18 protein-coding genes are annotated in these 18,182 nt (G+C 59.7%); 9 read left to right on the forward strand and 9 right to left on the reverse strand.

Annotation, left to right across the window (positions count from 1 at the left end; all coding sequences use genetic code 11):
- Positions 1-390: 390 nt before the first annotated feature.
- Entirely contained in the window at positions 391-1,782 is a 1,392-nt protein-coding gene (gene trmFO / locus L2D14_10345; protein ID WNJ98273.1) for a methylenetetrahydrofolate--tRNA-(uracil(54)-C(5))-methyltransferase (FADH(2)-oxidizing) TrmFO, read from the reverse strand.
- A gap of 197 nt (positions 1,783-1,979) precedes the next feature.
- Here trmFO and L2D14_10350 point away from each other — a divergent pair, with 197 nt between their 5' ends.
- Positions 1,980-3,347 (forward strand): pentapeptide repeat-containing protein, encoded by a 1,368-nt coding sequence (locus L2D14_10350; protein ID WNJ98274.1) that lies wholly within the window; start codon positions 1,980-1,982, stop codon positions 3,345-3,347.
- A gap of 117 nt (positions 3,348-3,464) precedes the next feature.
- Here L2D14_10350 and L2D14_10355 read toward each other — a convergent pair whose 3' ends face one another.
- The gene (locus tag L2D14_10355) at positions 3,465-3,959 is read right to left on the reverse strand and encodes a hypothetical protein (protein ID WNJ98275.1); all 495 of its coding nucleotides are present in this window, start codon (positions 3,957-3,959) and stop codon (positions 3,465-3,467) included.
- Positions 3,960-4,254: 295 nt separating this feature from the next.
- Between L2D14_10355 and L2D14_10360 the strand changes: the two genes are divergently transcribed.
- The 3 genes from L2D14_10360 (at position 4,255) to L2D14_10370 (ending at position 6,737) form a co-directional block, all read left to right on the forward strand.
- Complete coding sequence (locus L2D14_10360; GenBank protein ID WNJ98276.1) at positions 4,255-5,052, forward strand: hypothetical protein; 798 nt, start codon at positions 4,255-4,257, stop codon at positions 5,050-5,052.
- Positions 5,053-5,169: 117 nt separating this feature from the next.
- The gene (locus L2D14_10365; GenBank protein ID WNJ98277.1) at positions 5,170-5,997 is read left to right on the forward strand and encodes a CoA transferase; all 828 of its coding nucleotides are present in this window, start codon (positions 5,170-5,172) and stop codon (positions 5,995-5,997) included.
- Complete coding sequence (locus L2D14_10370; GenBank protein WNJ98278.1) at positions 5,994-6,737, forward strand: CoA-transferase; 744 nt, start codon at positions 5,994-5,996, stop codon at positions 6,735-6,737. Before L2D14_10365 ends, L2D14_10370 begins: the two co-directional genes overlap by 4 nt.
- A gap of 103 nt (positions 6,738-6,840) precedes the next feature.
- Here L2D14_10370 and L2D14_10375 read toward each other — a convergent pair whose 3' ends face one another.
- Both L2D14_10375 and L2D14_10380 read right to left on the reverse strand, forming a co-directional pair.
- Positions 6,841-7,578, reverse strand: a complete 738-nt coding sequence (locus L2D14_10375) for an MBL fold metallo-hydrolase (protein WNJ98279.1) — start codon at positions 7,576-7,578, stop codon at positions 6,841-6,843.
- A 3-nt stretch (positions 7,579-7,581) separates the two neighbouring features.
- Complete coding sequence (locus L2D14_10380) at positions 7,582-8,406, reverse strand: DUF2189 domain-containing protein (GenBank protein WNJ98280.1); 825 nt, start codon at positions 8,404-8,406, stop codon at positions 7,582-7,584.
- Between the two features lie 133 nt (positions 8,407-8,539).
- On the opposite strand from L2D14_10380, the gene L2D14_10385 reads away from it, so the two are divergent.
- Entirely contained in the window at positions 8,540-9,721 is a 1,182-nt protein-coding gene (locus L2D14_10385) for a CoA transferase (protein WNJ98281.1), read from the forward strand.
- A gap of 63 nt (positions 9,722-9,784) precedes the next feature.
- Complete coding sequence (locus L2D14_10390) at positions 9,785-10,111, forward strand: hypothetical protein (protein WNJ98282.1); 327 nt, start codon at positions 9,785-9,787, stop codon at positions 10,109-10,111.
- On the opposite strand, the gene L2D14_10395 is transcribed toward L2D14_10390, so the two are convergent.
- From L2D14_10395 to L2D14_10410, 4 genes are all read right to left on the reverse strand, one after another.
- Positions 10,108-10,506, reverse strand: a complete 399-nt coding sequence (locus L2D14_10395) for a hypothetical protein (protein WNJ98283.1) — start codon at positions 10,504-10,506, stop codon at positions 10,108-10,110. The genes L2D14_10390 and L2D14_10395 overlap by 4 nt on opposite strands.
- A 5-nt stretch (positions 10,507-10,511) precedes the next feature.
- Positions 10,512-10,940, reverse strand: a complete 429-nt coding sequence (locus tag L2D14_10400) for a PaaI family thioesterase (GenBank protein ID WNJ98284.1) — start codon at positions 10,938-10,940, stop codon at positions 10,512-10,514.
- Complete coding sequence (locus tag L2D14_10405) at positions 10,940-11,476, reverse strand: hypothetical protein (protein WNJ98285.1); 537 nt, start codon at positions 11,474-11,476, stop codon at positions 10,940-10,942. The genes L2D14_10400 and L2D14_10405 overlap by 1 nt, the downstream gene beginning before the upstream one ends.
- A 71-nt stretch (positions 11,477-11,547) precedes the next feature.
- Positions 11,548-11,745, reverse strand: a complete 198-nt coding sequence (locus L2D14_10410) for a hypothetical protein (protein WNJ98286.1) — start codon at positions 11,743-11,745, stop codon at positions 11,548-11,550.
- Positions 11,746-11,869: 124 nt separating this feature from the next.
- Between L2D14_10410 and L2D14_10415 the strand changes: the two genes are divergently transcribed.
- Together L2D14_10415 and L2D14_10420 are read left to right on the forward strand one after the other, a co-directional pair.
- Complete coding sequence (locus tag L2D14_10415) at positions 11,870-13,576, forward strand: hypothetical protein (protein ID WNJ98287.1); 1,707 nt, start codon at positions 11,870-11,872, stop codon at positions 13,574-13,576.
- Positions 13,577-13,617: 41 nt separating this feature from the next.
- Complete coding sequence (locus L2D14_10420) at positions 13,618-14,733, forward strand: C1 family peptidase (GenBank protein ID WNJ98288.1); 1,116 nt, start codon at positions 13,618-13,620, stop codon at positions 14,731-14,733.
- A gap of 9 nt (positions 14,734-14,742) precedes the next feature.
- Here L2D14_10420 and uvrA read toward each other — a convergent pair whose 3' ends face one another.
- Positions 14,743-17,670 carry an excinuclease ABC subunit UvrA gene (gene uvrA / locus L2D14_10425; GenBank protein WNJ98289.1) on the reverse strand — a complete coding sequence of 976 codons (2,928 nt, stop codon included), beginning with the start codon at positions 17,668-17,670 and terminating at the stop codon, positions 14,743-14,745.
- 264 nt (positions 17,671-17,934) lie between these two features.
- On the opposite strand from uvrA, the gene L2D14_10430 reads away from it, so the two are divergent.
- Positions 17,935-18,177 carry a hypothetical protein gene (locus tag L2D14_10430; protein ID WNJ98290.1) on the forward strand — a complete coding sequence of 81 codons (243 nt, stop codon included), beginning with the start codon at positions 17,935-17,937 and terminating at the stop codon, positions 18,175-18,177.
- Positions 18,178-18,182: the final 5 nt, after the last annotated feature.

The raw sequence follows: 18,182 nt of genomic DNA on the forward strand, positions 1-18,182 counted from the left end.
CGCTGCCTCCTTCAATGATAAGTGCTTGAAATCATGGCGTTTCAAAGGCAGTTCCCAGAATTTGCCGCGCGGAATCGATTCTGCCTCGAATATACACTGAATCTTAACTTTTAGACATGCCGAAGGACGAAAAACACACATCATATCGTGTGTGTTTTTGTATCGGCATCAAAGATTTAGGGGGTGGCGCTAGGGGTAGGGTGCGCTAAGCGGCCCTCTCCCTCCCACGCGCCGATGCGCGCGGGTCCCTCCCTCTCCCCGGGGAGAGGGTGGCGCGCATCGGCGCGCCGGGAGAGGGTGGCGCGCATCGGCGCGCCGGGAGAGGGTGGCGCGCATCGGCGCGCCGGGAGAGGGTGGCGCGCATCGGCGCGCCGGGAGAGGGGTATGAGGTTATTCCGCCGCCAGCAGGGCGTCGGCGGCGATCCAAGCATCCATATCGGCCAGTGCGCGCTCTGACAGTTTGATCTTGCGATCGCGCCCGCGCGGGCGCTGCTTTTTCGGCAGGTGATCGGTATCGAGTGGCGGGAACAGGCCGAAATTGGCGTTCATCGGCTGGAACGTATCGGCATCGGCGCCGAGGGTGACGTGATTCAGGATCGCGCCCATCGATGTCGTCACGGGCGGCGCGGACGGGTCGAGTCCAAGCCGCTCAGCGGCCGCGAAACGTCCCGCCATCAGGCCGACGGCGGCGCTTTCGACATAGCCTTCGCAGCCGGTGATCTGCCCGGCGAAGCGCAGGCGCGGATCGGCCTTGAGCCTGAGCCGCGGGTCGAGCAGCTTCGGCGAATTGATGAAGGTGTTGCGGTGAATGCCGCCGAGGCGTGCGAATTCGGCATTTTCCAGGCCCGGGATCATGCGGAAGATGCGTTTCTGTTCGCCATACGTCAGCTTGGTCTGGAAGCCGACCATGTTGAACAGCGTGCCGAGTTTGTTGTCCTGGCGCAATTGCACGATGGCGTGCGGCTTTTTGTCGGGGTTGTTGGGATCGGTCAGGCCGACCGGTTTCATCGGCCCGAATGACAGGGTCATCCGCCCACGCTCGGCCATGACCTCGATCGGCAGGCATCCCTCGAAATACGGGGTGTCCTTTTCCCAGTCCTTGAACTGCGTCTTTTCACCGTCGAGCAGCGCGTCGATGAAGTCCTCGTACTGATTGTGGGTCATCGGGCAGTTGATGTAATCCTTGCCGTCGCCTCCGGGGGACGGCTTGTCGTAGCGCGATTGGAACCACGCCACGTCGAAATTGATGCTTTCCTTGTAAACGATAGGCGCAATGGCATCGAAGAACGCAAGCTGGTCTTCGCCGCTGACCTCAAGGATGGCCTTCGTCAGATCCGGCGAGGTCAGGGGCCCGGTGGCGATTATCACGTTCGACCAGTCCCGGGGTGGCAGGGCGGCAACCTCGCCGCGCACGATGGTGATCAGCGGATGCGTCTGCAGCGCTTTGGTGACTTCGGCGGAAAACGCGTCGCGGTCGACGGCCAGGGCCGAACCCGCAGGCACACGGTGGGTATCGGCCGCGCGGATGATCAGCGATCCGGTGCGGCGCATTTCCTCGTGCAGAAGCCCGACCGCATTGGTTTGATAATCGTCCGAGCGGAATGAATTGGAGCATACAAGCTCGGCGCAGCCGTCACTATGATGTGCATCGGTTTTCCGTTCCGGGCGCATTTCGTGCAGGATCACCGGCACACCGGCCGCCGCGATCTGCCAGGCCGCTTCGGACCCGGCGAGGCCGGCGCCAATAACGTGGACAGGCTCTGGTAAGTCTTTGATATTCATCTCGATCCGGTTAATCGCTGTTTAAGAGTTCGAAACGACAATAGGCACCGTAGTGACCATAAACACTGACTGCAATGCGCGCGGTCTTTATAGTCGTTCGCTTGAATTGTCCAGTCGGCATCGATCCCTTTGGATGATTCTCCTGGCGGCCAGTAAATGGTGCCGGATTTTTTTTATGAAATGGATGGAAGTGCGCCATGGCGCTGAATGACGACGTCGAAAAGAGCGAGTGGACAAAACTCACGCAGCAGGAAGCCGACGCGATTGTCGACGTCCATGAGCAATTCCTGAAAGGTGCGCGCGGCGGTGAGCGGGCCAAACTCGCAATGATGGATCTGTCTTATCTGGACTTCAGCGGCCGCGATCTGAGCCGCGCCGATCTCGTCGGCGCCATCCTGAGCAACTGCGATCTCGAGGAAACCAAATTCGACGAAGCGAATCTTTTCGCCTGCGATCTCAGGGGTGCGATCCTGGTGCGGGCCAACCTGAACCGTGCGGATATTCGCGGCGCCTGCCTGGCCGGAGCGAACCTGACGCTGGCCAGCCTTGTTGATTGCGACATGCGCGACGGGGTCCTGCTGCGCTCCGGCGAACGCGGCGATCTGATGCCGCTGAACAAGAACGAAGCGACGCCGGGCATGGAAAAGGCCAAGGTACGCGGTGCCGACATGAGCGGCGCCAAGGTCTCGGACAGTGTCATCGTGCAGACTGACCTGACCGACTGTAATCTGAAAAATGCAAAATTCGTGCGCGCCAACCTGTCACTGTCGAACCTGACCGGGTGTAATCTCGAAGGCACCGATTTCACCGACGCCAACCTTTCGGGGGCGGTCTTCCACGGTGCAATCTTTACCGGCACGACGCTTGACGGCGCCGACCTGTCCGGTGCCGATCTGATTGGTGCGATGTTCGACAATGTGGATTTTTCGAAGGTCGATCTTTCGGAAGCTAAAATCGCCAAAAGCATCGAAACCGTCGACTTGTCGTTGAAGGACATCATCGCCGCTCACGCCGCGTGGATGAAAACCAACGGCAAGGAAGGCAAGCGGGCGGTGTTCTCGAAAAGCGATCTCAACAATCACAATCTCAGCGGCGTCAACCTGTCGGCCGCCGATTTCTCGCTCGCCAACATGAAGGGCGTGGACATGTCCAAGGCGGAATGCCTGATGTCCGATTTTTCATATTGCGATCTGCGCGGCGCGGTGTTTGCCCGGGCCGACCTCAGGGGCTCGAAATTCAGCCGCGCCAACCTGACCGGCGCCAACCTTGTCGCCGTCGATCTCAGTGAAGTCATGATCTCGACCCGTGCCGGCGGCGGCGAATGGCGGGCCAATCTGGATAATGCCAAGCTCAAGGGGGCGCTGCTGAACGGTGCCAACCTGAAGAACGGTGATTATACCAAATGCGATTTTACAGAAGCTGACCTGCGCGATGCGGATCTGCGCGGCTCGCTGTTGACCGATGCGATTTTCACCGGCGCCGATCTGCGCGGCGCCAAGCTTGAAAACACGGACCGCCGCGGTGCCATCGACCTGCCGAAAGCGTTCGAAGAAGAAGACGACTGAACCCCTCTCCCGGCGCGCTGACGCACGCCACCCTCTCCCTTGGGAGAGGGTAGGACCCCGCATGCGTCAGCATGTGGGAGGGAGAGGGGACTAAAGCCCGATGCCGTCACGTTTGCCCTACATTTTCATCGCGTTCTGAAGTTGGCGCAGATAGAACTCTTCCTTTTTGCTGATCGAACTGCCGAAGGCGAAAAAGCCTTCCTTGGAGGCAGCCGCCACGGCGGTCGCGGCGTCGATCAGGAATTTCTTGTATTGCTTGGCTTCTTTCTTGTCGGCGATCCGATCGATAATGTCGCTGGCTTCGGCAATGGTTTTTACCCGGTCTTCAAGCGGTGATTCGTGCGATGCCGACGCGCCGATGGAGGCAAACAGGATATCGAATTCCTGGGTGCCTTCGTCTTCGATGGAATCCAGCACTTCACTGACGAGGGCCGTCTTGCCGTATTTCTTGCGCAGTTTGATGAGCGAGTCCTTGAACGCCTGCATTTCCTCTTCTTCGGAATCCATATCGTCACCGACGTCGTCGGACGCCGAAATCACCGCCGCCGCGATAATCGGCGCGGATGCTATGAGTTTCCATTCTTCAGGATTGAAATCGCTTTTAGATGCCATGACTTCCCCCTCGATCAGAGCATGTGCCGTCATGCTAACGTAAAACGGCCTAGCGTGAAACGGCCCAACGTAATACTGCATCCCAGGTGAATAACCAGCCAAGTTTTGTCATTAAATGTTACTCGATTTGTTACAAATGCAGTTGCTTCGCCATATCGCCTTCTGACGACGCCATTTTCGGGAAGGGGCCGACAAACATGCAATTATATGTTAAGGTCCCTGCAAACAGGCTTCGGTTGAAGGCGGCCTTGCTCTTTCGCTTTCTTCCGTGATCATGATCATGAGGAGGCGAGTAATGCATAAACTTGCAAAGACTTTTGCCCTTGTTCTGGGCGTCGCGGCACTGCCGTTCGGCGCCGAGGCCGCGCCGCAACTGCTTGGCGTGGTGGCGACGGCTTCACCGCTTAAACTGCAATGCGACGGGAATACCTGCGCGGTCGAACTGACCACGTTCTGCATGCAGTCGGAGCGCAAGACACCTGCAAGGGATTACGCCTATTCACCGCATGACCTGTCGGTGTTCAAGATTCTGGTGCAGGACAGCGACGGCAAGACGGCCGGTGTGCCGTTGAAGGCAGCCAAGGTCATTGCCGTGCGCGGTTATACCGCGGCGCGGTTCGAGTTTTCCGTGCGCGAACTTGCAGAGCGCGGGCAAAGCGCGAAAGCCATCGAGGTTGCGTCGGGCGGCGTTCTGGTGCCGATGCCGGTGCCGGGCGACGACAACCCGATCCGTGACGGCGAAGTCGAACACGCGTTGGCGTCCCTTAACCCGGTTGCCGATCGGATTTTCAAACTGCACAGCACCGAATTCGAGGCGATCAAGGTGGTCAGCCGTTTGCTCAGCGAAACCCCGGCGCGCGGGCGCATGGCGAAACAGCAGCGCGAAAACCTGTGGCAGGACACGTTCAACGAAAACCCGCGCGAGTCTGTCGGTTCCGGGATGCACCGCGCCGCCGATGTGTTGGGCTATTGCCAGTACCGCACCTCGCAGGGCCGTTTCTTCAGCGTGCGCCGCTGTCTGGAACAACGCCTCGACGGCATGATGATGAATATCAATACCGATTACTGGAAAGCCGTGAAGCCGGGGTCGTAACGCACCGCTTTCCCCCTCTCCCGGCGCGCTGACGCGCACCACCCTCTCCCTGGGGAGAGGGAGAGGGGCTGTCGATTTTTCCGTGCCAAGCCGGAACCGTCATCCTACAATCCGCCCATGACAAATTATCTGAACGACGTCGAAGAACTTGCCGCACTGGTGCCGGATGGCGCGCTGCTGGCACTGCCGCCCGAATACAGCTTCGTGCCGATGGCGCTGACACGCGCGATCATCCGCCGGGGCGTCAAAGACCTGCATATCCTGACCGTGCCGATCAACGGCCTGGCCGCCGACATGCTGATCGGGGCGGGGTGTGTGAAGACGGTCGAATGCGCTGCCGTGTCGCTCGGCGAAGCGGGGCCGGCATCCAGGTTCGGCGCCGCCGTCGAAAACGGTTCGGTGAAAATCATCGACAGCACATGTCCGGCCATTCACACCGCCCTGCAGGCGACCGAGAAGGGCGTGCCGTTCATGCCGCTCGCAGGCATCATCGGCTCGGATATCCTCACCTACCGCGATGACTGGAAAGTGGTCGACGATCCGCTCGGCCAAGGCAACGGCCGCATCGTCCTGATCCCGGCGATCAGCCCTGACGTTGCGATCATTCACAGCCCGCTCGCCGACCGCGACGGCAACGTCTGGATCGGCCGGCGGCGCGAACTGGCAACTATCGCGCATGCGGCGAAGACGCTTCTGGTGACGGTCGAGAAAATTCAGGACGAGAGTCTGTTGGCGTCCGAGGCGACGGCGGCGGGCACGCTGCCGGGTTTCTACGTCACCGCACTGGCCCGGGCCGAAATGGGCGCCAAGCCGCTGGGCCTGGTCGAACATTACGCGCCGGACACCGACGAGCTTGCGGTCTATGCCCGCGAGTCGCGGACCGAGGACGGTTTCAACGCCTATCTGCAGCGCACCGTGTTCGGCACGCAGGAGGCGGCCGAGTGACGTATTCCCGCGATGAATTTCTGATCACGACCATTGCCCGGTTGCTTGAAACCGATGATGTGCGCCATGTCGCCGTCGGCGCCGCATCGCCTATTCCCGGTGCCGCCGCGTTGCTGGCGCGCAAGGTGCGGGGCGGCTCGCCGCGTGTGTCGCTGATTCACGGCAAGGCAACCAATCCGTTCTGTGACGGCGGGCGTGAAATCTTCGATGCCGCCGGGCAGGGACGCATCGACGTGTTCTTTCTGGGCGGTGTGCAGATCGACGGCGAGGCCAATCTGAACCTTGTCGGTACCGGGACTTATCCAAAAGTCGACAAGCGCTTTTCCGGTTCGTTCGGCTCGGCGTTCATGTATTTCACGGTGCCCAAGGTGATCTTGTTCCGCCCGGAACATTCGCGCCGTGTGTTCGTCCCCAAGGTCGATTTCATCTCGGCCCCCGGTGTTTCGGACCCGGACGTGCATCGCCCCGGCGGTCCGAAGTATCTGGTGACGGAACTCTGCGTGATGGCCTTCGACAAGGACCGCCGCCGCTTCCGTCTTGAAAGCGTCACGCCGGGCCGCACGGTCGAGGAAGTGCTGGACAACACCGGCTTCGAGATCGACGTGCCGGAAAGCGTCGGTGAGACCAAGGCGCCCGAGGAAGAGCGCCTCGCGTTGCTGCGCTCCACGGTCGGGGTCGAGGTCGCGGATACCTATCCCGGCTTTGCCCGCGATGTGCTGGGCGTCGACGTCGCGGCCTGAAAATACGCGTCACCCCAAACTTGATTTGGGGTCCATACATTCAAATCGATATCGTGCCGGGAAGCATGGGTCCTGAACCAAGTTCAGGACGACGGACTTATCGTCAGAAGCTGACCGTCTTGCCGTCTTCCGCCAGTTCGTAATCCGTGACGTCCGAAACATGCTGCATCATGTCCGGGCCGAAGTGCGTCAGGATCAGGCGTTTCGGCGCGATATCCGGCAGGTGTTCGGCGATCGTCGCAAGGTCGAGATGCCCTTTCACCTGCTTGTCGAAGAACAGGCATTCGGTGATGAACAGGTCGGCTTCCTTGCCCGCGCCGGCGACGCCGTCACACCATTGCGTGTCGCCTGTGTAGGCGACGGTCTTGCCGTCGAGGGTGATGCGCAGCGCATAGGGCGGACTGCCGCAGGCATGCGAGACCGGGAATGTCTCGACCGCCAGGCCTGCGACCATCGTCGTTTCCAGCTTCGGCATTTCGATCACGTGTGTTTCGAACTTGCGCGGCGCGTCGGCGGAGCCGGGGAACAGCAGTTCCATCGCTTCGCGTAGCTTGGCTTCGGTCCCGGGCGGTCCGGCGACGGTCAGCGGCTTGTCGCGCTTCGAGTACAATTGCGCATCCAGAATAAAGAACGGAATGCCGGCGAAGTGATCGCCGTGCAGATGTGTAAGGACGATGGCATCGATGCTGTTCGGGTCAACCCCGTGTTTACGGATGGCGACCATGCTCGAAGCGCCGCAATCGATCAGAAACGCTGTGCTTTCACCTTGTACGTAAAAACAGGTGTTGAAGCGGCCGCCGGTCCCGAAGGCGTCGCCGCAGCCGACGAATGTGAGTTCCATGTCTTATCCCGGTTTGTCGCTATGCGGTTCGGATCTTACCAGCGTCTTGTAGGCATGCCACGTCGCATGACCGATCAGCGGCAGCGTCACGGCAAGGCCGACCATCGCCGCGACCATGCCGACGCCGGTGACGACGACGATAATGCCGGCCCACACGGCCATGGCGCGGGGGTTCTTGGTCACGGCGAAAATCGACGTCAGGATCGCCGGCAGGAAATCCGCCCGTTCGCCGAGCATCATCGGCAGCGATACGGCGCTGACCAGAAACGCCGCCGTGGCGAATACCGCACCGATGACCGTGCCGACCGCCAGGAACACCAGCCCGTCGACAGAAAACAGTGTCGTATTCAGCAGGTTCTGGATCGTCAGCATGCCGTGCGGAAAATTGATGACATAGATCAGCGCTGCCGAGCGCACCCACAGGATCAGGAAGAACGCCATCGCCAGCCCGGCACCGAGAAAGCGTCCCGGCGCTCTGCGCCAGGCATTCATGGCGCTCATGAACGTTGCCGGTTCACCGGCTTCCATGCGCCGGCTCAGCTCGTAGATACCGACCGCGAACACCGGGGCGACCAGCACGAAACCGGCGCTCAGCGGCCAGATCAGATAATAATAGCCGAGCTGATACAGGCCGATGGTGACGGCGTAACCCGAGACCACGAAAATCAAACCGTAGATCAGGCTGATCCCCCGGGTGCGGCGCATGTCGGCCCAGCCGAGCGCCAGCCATTGCCAGGGTTCCGTGGTGCTGACGGTGTTGATGCGACGCGCAAACGGCATGGCCGTTCCGTTGCCGGACGGCCCCGCCGGTGTCGAAGTCTCCGGCATAATATCCCCTCCCAAGGAATGGTTATTTGGACAATAGCGCGGCGGCGAATGTCCGGCAATCACCGGGTCGTGCCTGGAATGTCGGGTTCTTGCGGGCGTTGCCTTCATGGGGCGAATGGATAAACTCGCGGCCATGAAAAACACATCCACGACAGACACACCCACAACAGACACTGCCAAGGCCAATGGCCCGCTTCACGGGATCAAGGTTCTCGATCTTTCGCGCGTTCTCGCGGGGCCGTGGTGCGCCATGGTGCTGGGCGATCTCGGCGCCGACGTGATCAAGATCGAAAGCCCCGAAGGCGACGACGTGCGTCACTTCGGCCCGCCGTTCAAGAATGGCGAGAGTGCTTATTTCATGGTCGGCGGACGCAACAAGCGAAGTGTCGTCTGCGATCTGAAAACCGACGAAGGCAAGGCGCTGGTCAAGCGGCTGGCACTCGGTGCCGATGTGCTTGTCGAAAATTTCCGCAAGGGCACGCTGGAGAAATTCGGCCTCGCGCCCGATGAACTGAGAAAAGAAAACCCCGGCCTGATCGTCTGTTCGGTATCCGGTTACGGACGTACCGGCCAGATGTCGGAACGCGCCGGTTATGATTTCGTCATTCAGGCGGAAAGCGGCCTGATGTCGATCATCGGCGACGAAGATACCGAGCCGATGAAGGTCGGTGCCGCAGTGACCGATCTGGTGGCCGGGCAGTACGCGACGCAGGGCGTGCTGGCGGCGCTGTTTCACCGCGAGCGCACCGGCGAAGGGCAGGATGTCGATATCTCGCTGCTCGACGGTGCGGTGACGCTGCTTGCCAATCAGGCGGCGGCGTATCTGATGACCGGCGAACGGCCGGCCCGGCTCGGCAACGATCATCCGACGGTCTGCCCGTACCGCCCGTTCGAAACGGCGGATTACCCGATTGCGCTGGCGATCGGCGCCAACCGTCAGTTCCGCAAGCTGTGCAAGGCAATGGGCCACGATGACATCGCCGACGACCCGCGTTTCGCCACCAACCCGGCCCGGGTCGAGAACCGCCGCGCGCTTTACGATATTCTCGAAACCACATTCCTGACCCGGACCCGCGACGAATGGCTGGCGGCGTTTCATGCCGAGGGACTGCCCGCCGGTGCTATCCGCACCGTAGATCAGGTCATGGAAGCGCCGGAACTGGCGGAACGCGACATGGTGACGACGGTCGAACACGAAACCGTCGGTCCGGTGCGGCTTGTCGGTTCGCCGATCAAGCTGTCGAAGACGCCGGCGTCGATCCGTCTGGCCCCGCGGCCGCTCGGCGCGGACGGCGATAATCCCGACTGGCTTTAGAGGATGATCTATGCTGTGACGAATTACATATCCGCGTCACTTGATTAAGCGTATATTCCGCGCATGGTTGAAATATCAGATCGCGAAAACCAACGGCGGGACCTGCTGTCGCAATTGCTGCAGCAGCACCGCAATAACGCGTTCTATAAAAAAGGCGAGCAAAAGCCGTATGTGCCCAAGGGCCGCGAAGTGCACGACACGGTCAATTTGTCCGACGGCGCCAAGATCATCAACCTCGGCCGCGGTCTCGATCTCGCCGGCGAGGTTCGTTCCGACAAGGATCCGGAAACCCTGCGCGAACGCCTGAAGCAGGGGACTTCCGATATCGAACGCATCGGCCGTTTGTTCCGTGCCGTGTTCGCCAGTCTGCGTGCGTCGTTCGGGCGTTAAAGCCCGTAGCGCTTCAGTTCCATTCGCTGATCGTGATGACTTTCGTATTTCCGTGAAACCCGGCGCTTGATGGCGTTGATGTGATTTTTCGAATACGCCTTCGGCTCTGACGGTTCGCGTGCCAGGCGGCCCCGGATGGTATCCAGTTCATCCCTCAGACGTTCGATATCGCTGTCGGGCTCATCGTTCCTGAGCACGCGGCGCGTCAACAGGTTGAGGGCATCGACATCGTCCGGCCCGTATATCGGAACGTCGGGCTCGGCACCGTAGACATCGACGTAACGCTGCACGGTCGCTTCCGGCACAGCCGGCGCCTCGGGCGGCCAGTCGGCGATTTCCGGCGCGGCGCAGGCACCTAGAAGACAGAGAACGGGCAGGGTCAGGTGCTTTCGCATATTTCCTATCTAAGGATCATTTGCGTGCAGCGGAAGAGGGCGATGGTTTTTCCCGTTTCCTCGTGCGTCACCTCGGCGTCCCAGACGTGCGTCCGGCCACCCAGATGGCGTGCCGTCGCGGTGGCGATGATGGCGCCGTCGCGGGCCGTGCTCAGGTGGTTGGATTTCAATTCGATGGTGGTGAAGTTCGTGCCGCCTTCGGGCATGTGCGCATAGGTCGCATACCCGCACGTGGTGTCGGCCAGCGAAATGATTGTCGCCGCATGCAGATAGCCGTTCGGCGCCGTATGATGCGGCTTGATATCCAGCCGCGACACCAGCTTGCCTTCGCTGATTTCGACGGGAACGACGCCCATGTATTCCGGCAGGTAGCCTTTCGCCCGCTCGATCATGTGTTCAATGGTGACGTGGGGCAGGGGGTAGGTCGTGGACATTAACCGAAAACTCCATTGGCGCGGATCATTTGTGACAGGAACAGGATGCAGAAAGAGCCGGCGGCCCAGAAAAGTGCACGCAGGAAACGCGTGCGTTTCTGGTCGCGGATCAACGAGACTTTGGTGATTTCATAGAGAATTTCCATTGCCCAGTCGGATTTTCGCGCGGCATCGCTGAAGCTCTTCACATCGGGAAAACTTTTGGGATCGAAGTACATCACCCCCTGAACGTTAGCGGGGCGGTTCTGGCGGTCGATCTTGTCGACCCGCGACGGATAAAGCACCAGCGCGAACATGATGATCGGAATGACGATGATCAGCCAGCCGGCAAGAACATAGAACGAGGCGTATTCGATCGGTACCGGAATGCTGTCGCCGGCCTGCTTGACGATGCCGAGTGCGAGAATGAAGCCGACGCCGCATATTTCCGCCTTGGTGTCGTAATTGCGGATGGTGTCCTGTGCTTCGGCAAGGATCGCCAATAGCGCATCGGCGTCTAGTTTTTCGTGAAAATCGTCTGAGTATTCTTTATTCACAATCGGCCTCCTGTTGCCCGGCGGAGTATTCCATGGCGGGCAGGCAGGTAAAAGTCATAGCGGAATGACGGTTATTTTAAATTGGCCTCGATGTCGGCGATCTCGGCCTCGATATCGTCGACATTCCGTCTGATCCGCTTTACGTCCGCTTCCGACGCGCCGAGCACGCCGCCGTTGCGTTCGGCGGTGTCAGAATATCTGCGTAGTTGATGTTCGAACTCGGCCTTGGCGGCACGCAGCTCGCGAAGGTGCGCTTCCATGTTATTCAAGTGCGGCAATTCCAAATACCAATACCTGTATAATACCAAGAAATATTTGTAATAGTTGTAAAAGCGAATTTGTGGTAACATTCCAACTATAAGTCATCAAATTAAAATGACAGGGGGTGTTCTCATGCGGAAAGTATTTGTACCGGTACTGGTCAGCATTTTAAGCGGGTGCGCCAGCGGCAGTGTTTTTCATGAATTCCAACTCGATCCGAATGGTGGCAACTCGTACACCACCAGCGCCGATCAGCGCCTGATCTCAAGCATGTCTTACGGGGTCGCTACGGCGCCCGGCCGGGTTCATCCGCAACGGATCGTATGTGTGGAACCCAGCCCTGACGTCGCCATGACCGTTGCCAACCAGATCGGCGCCGGAGTCAGCGCATTCGGGTACGGGAGCGGATCTCTGAGTGCATCCACGGCGCAGGGGATCGCGCAACTGGCGGAGCGGACGACAGCCATTCAGGCGCTTTTGAAACAAGGCTACCAGGCCTGTCTGGACTACGCGAACGGTGCGATTACCGGCACCAGCTACAGCCAGCGCACCAGCCGTTTGGATGATCTGATGGTCACGCTGATCCTGTCCGAAAATGCAAGCGGCGCATTCGGCAGGAGCGGCGCCGCACTGGCCGGCAAGGCATCCGGTTCCGCGCAGGCATCCCTGTCGCAATTGGACAAGGATGCTTCGGACGTCCAGAAGCTTCAGGAAAAACTGGCAACAGCCGAGAAGAGCGTGACCGACAAGGAAGCCGAGGTCGAAACGGCCGAGCAGGCGGCGGCTTCGGCACCCGAGGCGGAAAAAGAGGCCAAGAATGCGATTGTTAGCGCAAAGCAGGCCGAACTCGGCAAGGCCAAGGCCGAGCGCTGGGCGATCCTTGCGCAACTGAAGCAGAGTGCGGACTCGCTGGTCACGTCATCTGCGGAAATCACGACCGCGACGGGGATCGGCGGCATCACCGCAAACCCGAATGCGGAAATCGCCAAGGTATTGGGCGAGATGCAGGCGCGCTTTCTCGACAAGGATATCGATCAGTCCTATATCGCCACGTGTCTGACGGAATTGGGGCATCGCAAGCTGGCGACGGCGGAAGACAATGAATACAGGAAACTGGCGCTGGCCGAATTGACGAAAATCCACGACAAGGCAGCAAATGGGCTGACGTTCGGCGACGGCGGCTTCCCCGGAACTGATTACGGTCTGCATCTCGAAAGTTTCTTCCTGTCCACCCAGCTGACCGGTGAAAACCAACTGACACAGCATTGCCGGCAGAATTTGAGCGGCTTCGTCGAAACCTCCATCCGTAACCGCCAGGAACTCAAGCTCAAACGTCTCGAAATAGAGCAGGCGAAGCTCACCTTGCTGGCGAAGCAGGCGGAGCAGGCAACGCCCAAGGCATTCCATCCAAAACTGGTCATGGCCCGCCTGCAGGCGGACAAGGCGGCGTATGACAAGGTCAAGAACGCATACGACACGATGATCGTGAAGGTGCCGAAAGAACCGAAGCCGGATCCGAACAAGGTGCTCCGCGATGAATTCAAGGCGTTCGTCAAGGGACTGCCCGCGTTCGAAAAAGAAATGAATGCGGCCGTCGCGGCGGGACCGGTTGGCGAGGTTGCGAAACTGGAGGCTGCATACCTGACGCTCGTCGCCGACATCCGCCAGGAGGGGACAACCCTGCAACGTAAAGCCTGGAAGGCGGACTACGATAAACAACAAGCAGAAGCCGAAAGCCGGACTGTTGGGCTGACAAAGGTTTCAAAGAAAGTGCGGGGCATGACCGCCGCGTTGAAGGATCTGCACGACCGCATCGTCAAAACGTTCGATATCAAGTGATCGGAGCGGGCTGAGCAGACATAACCTGATGGAGGAATCCTATGGCAGATAAAAAGAAAGGATCGCGTTCCAAGACCCCCAAGAATGAAGCGCCGGACGTACCGGACGCGCCGGACGAATTGGCCATGCGTTCAAGGGGCGGCGGTGGGCACGGCGGCGGCGGACATGGTGGCGGCGGACATGGCGGCGGAAATAGCGGCGGCGGAAACTGGGGCGGCGGTAACTGGGGCGGCGGTCTGCGGCTGGTCGCCATGCGTTCGGGCCTTGATGCGCCGGTTGTGCGGCCCGGTCGACATCTCGTTAGCATGGGCTGGCATCCCGATGTGCCGGATTTCCGCGATCTGAACCCGCGAAGCGACAAGATCGCCAATATCTTGAAGAAATCGAAGTCCGGCATTCTCGGCAATACACGCGTCCCGGCAAAAGTCGATAATCGGCGCAAATGTTCTCCGATAGAAGACCAAGGACGACTGGGATCCTGTACCGCACAGGCGGTCGTTGGTCTGATGGAATATATGATGCGCGCGAGCGGCACGGATCATATCGACGGTTCCAGACTGTTTGTCTACAAGGTGTCGCGCAAACTGCTTGGCTGGCAGGGCGATACGGGCGCCTATTTGCGCACGTCCATGCAAACGGTGGCGGCCTTCGGTGTGCCGCCGGAACAGCATTGTCCGTATGACATCGACCGCTTTGACGAGGAGCCTTCGTCGTTCCTGTATTCCTATGCGGATCGTTTCAAGGCCTTGAATTACACGCGGCTCGATCCGGCAGGGGCTTCGCCCGACGAAGTTCTTGGCATGGTCAAACGCGTACTTGCGGCAAATTTTTGTGTCGTCTTCGGTTTCACCGTCTACAACTCCATATCGCATCTGCCCGATATTCCGTTTCCGGACGATGACGATAGTCAATCCGGCGGGCACGCCGTGATGGCGGTCGGATTTGACGACAATCATATGGCCGAATATGTCGATGCCGAGACGGGTAATGTCAAAAAAGTCAGGGTGCCGTCCCTGATAATCCGGAATTCGTGGGGTACGTCGTGGGGCGAAGACGGTTACGGCTACCTGCCGTATGAATATGTCCTTGCCGGGCTGGCCCGCGATTTCTGGACGTCATTCAAGTGGGAATGGCTGGAAACCGCGCAGTTCGGCTAGGAACGGCCCTCACGACGCCTTTTTTTTGGCGCCCTTGGCGGCGAGGTAAGGGGCGAGGTATTGGCCGGTATAGCTGGCCTTTACCTTGGCGACGTCTTCGGGCGTGCCCTGGGCGACGATGTGGCCGCCCTTGATGCCGCCTTCGGGGCCGAGGTCGACGATATAGTCGGCTGTCTTGATGACCTCCAGATTGTGTTCGATGACGATTACGGTGTTGCCCTGTTCGACCAGCGCGTCGAGGACTTCGAGCAGTTTCCGCACGTCGTCGAAGTGCAGCCCCGTCGTCGGCTCGTCCAAGATATAGACCGTCTTGCCGGTGGCGCGCCGTGACAGTTCCTTGGCCAGCTTGACGCGCTGCGCCTCGCCGCCCGACAGCGTCGTCGCCTGTTGGCCGAGATGGATATAACCCAGGCCGACGCGCTGCAACGTCACCATCTTGTCGCGGATCGCGGGCACCGCCTTGAAGAAGTCGGCGGCCTCGTCGACGGTCAGGTCCAGCACCTCGGCGATGGACTTGCCACGGAATTTGATTTCCAGGGTTTCGCGGTTATAGCGCGCGCCCTTGCAGACATCGCATTCGACATAGACGTCGGGCAGGAAGTGCATTTCGATCTTGATGACGCCGTCGCCCTGACAGGCCTCGCAGCGCCCGCCCTTGACGTTAAACGAGAACCGGCCCGGCTTGTAGCCGCGCGTCTTGGCTTCGGGCAGGTTGGCGAACCAGTCGCGAATCGGCGTGAAGGCGCCGGTGTACGTCGCCGGGTTGGAACGCGGCGTGCGGCCGATCGGGCTCTGGTCGATGTCGACCACCTTGTCGACGAATTCGAGGCCCTTGAGGTCGTCGTGGTGCCCCGGGATTTCCCGCGCGTTCATTAACCGGCGGGCCAGTGCCTTGTACAGCGTCTCGATGATCAGCGACGACTTGCCGCCACCCGAGACGCCGGTGACGCAGACCATGGTGCCGAGCGGCAGGCTGACGCCGACGTTCTGCAGGTTGTTCGACGTGGCGCCTGTCAGTTTGAGCTTCTGGCCCTTCTTGCCGGGACGGCGCTTGGCGGGAATCGGTATCGCTTCCTTACCCGACAGATAGCGCCCGGTGAGGCTGTCCTCGCACGCCAGAATGTCCTTCGGCTGCCCGGCACAGACGACATGACCGCCGTGCACGCCGGCGCGCGGCCCCATGTCGACGACGTAGTCGGCGGCGCGGATCGCGTCCTCGTCGTGTTCGACGACGATCACCGTGTTGCCGATATCACGGAGCCGTTCCAGCGTCTTCAGCAATCGTTCGTTGTCGCGCTGATGCAGTCCGATGGACGGCTCATCCAGCACATACAGCACCCCGGTCAGGCCGGAACCGATCTGCGACGCCAGGCGGATACGCTGGCTTTCGCCGCCGGAAAGCGTGCCGGATGCCCTGGACAGGGTCAGGTATTCCAGCCCGACATTGCGCAGAAAGTGCAGGCGTTCGTTGATTTCACGCAGGATACGCCGGGCGATTTCGTTCTGTTTCTTGCTGAGAGTTTTCTCAAGGCCCTCGAACCAGTCCGCCGCTTCTTCAATCGACAGGTCGCTGACGTCGGAAATGTCGCGCATGTCGATTTTGACGGCCAGCGCTTCCGGGCGCAGACGCTTGCCCTTGCAGGTATCGCACGGGGCAACGGTCTGGTAGCGCTGCAACTCGTCGCGGACCCAGTTGCTGTCGGTTTCACGCCAGCGCCGTTCCATGTTCGGCACCACGCCCTCGAACGGCTTCTTGATTTCGTAGCTTTTCGAGCCGTCCTTGTACTTCATCGTCACGGTTTCGCTGCCGGACCCGAAAAGCAGAATTTCGCGGTGTTTTTTCGACAGTTTCTCCCACGCCTGATCGAGCTTGAAACCGAAGTGTTTGGCGAGGCTTTCCAGCGTCTGTGCGTAGTATTTCGACGAAGACCCGGCCCACGGCGCAATCGCGCCCTGGGCCAGCGATTTTGTCTCGTCGGGGACCACCAACTCGGCGTCGAAAAACATTTCTGTCCCCAGCCCGTCGCATGACGGACAGGCACCGAACGGGTTGTTGAAAGAAAACAGCCGGGGTTCGATCTCGTCAATGGTGAAGCCGGAAATCGGGCAGGCGAATTTGGCGGAAAATACCGTGCGGCCTTCGGGGACGTGATCCTTGATGCCGCCTTTCTTGCCTTTTTGCGGCTTGGTCGTTTCGGCATTTGCGTCGTCCGTACCGGGCGCGGAAGCTAAGTCGACGTAGGCTATGCCGTCGGCGAGACCCAGCGCGGTCTCCAGACTGTCGGCGAGGCGCTGTTCCATGCCTGTCTTGACGACCAACCGGTCGACGACGATTTCGATGTCGTGCTTGTATTTCTTGTCGAGATCGGGGGCGTCTTCGAGGTCGAACATCTCGCCGTCGATGCGGACGCGCTGAAAACCGCGCCGTGCCAGATCCTGCAATTCCTTTTTGTATTCGCCCTTGCGGCCGCGGACGATGGGGGCCAGCAGGTACAGCCGAGTGCCTTCGGGCATGTCCATGACCCGGTCGACCATCTGGCTGACGGTCTGCGCCTCGATCGGCAGGCCGGTTGCGGGCGAGTAGGGGATGCCGACTCGGGCGAACAAAAGCCGCATGTAGTCATAGATTTCCGTCACCGTGCCGACCGTCGAACGCGGATTGCGCGACGTTGTCTTCTGTTCGATGGAAATCGCCGGGCTGAGGCCTTCGATGGTATCGACGTCGGGCTTTTGCATCAATTCCAGGAACTGCCTGGCATAGGCCGACAGGCTCTCGACATAGCGGCGCTGGCCTTCCGCGTAAATTGTATCGAAGGCGAGCGACGACTTGCCGGAACCGGACAGACCGGTAATAACCGTCAGGCTATGGCGCGGAATATCCACGTTGACGTTCTGCAGATTGTGTTCGCGTGCGCCTTTTACGCTGATGGTGTCCATATCTGTCCTGTGTGTGGTGCAGGTTTAACGCTCAACCGACGATGGATATATGGGTTTGCCATGGCGGTAAAGAAGGGACACGTGGATAACTTCACTTAAAACGGACGAATTTGATGAATTGTATATGACTCAATCACAATTATAAGTTGTTTTGTGATAAAAAATCTCTCTAAGCCTTATATGGATGATATGGCACGTTGACTCAAAAGCAAACGTGACGAGACTGCGTCGCTACAGACGCGTGGAGATTTAGGAGAAACCGGTATGAGTGACCAGTTAAACGAGGAATTTGAAAAAGCGGACATAATTCTAGCCGATGCCCTCGTCGCATTTCAGGACCAGCACGTCAGCCAGTACGTCTATGGCATGGCGCTTCTGGAGATCGGCATTGCCGCTCTCGTCAAGCTCGAAGAGCCGGACGAAACGATCTATCAGGTGGCGCGCGAATTCATCGACAAGGCCAAGGGGTTTCAGGATTCGGCTTTTCCCGTTCCCAGAGAGCAATGAGCGGG

It is taken from the genome of Thalassospiraceae bacterium LMO-JJ14 (assembly GCA_021555105.2).
Lineage (GTDB): Bacteria > Pseudomonadota > Alphaproteobacteria > Rhodospirillales > Casp-alpha2 > UBA4479.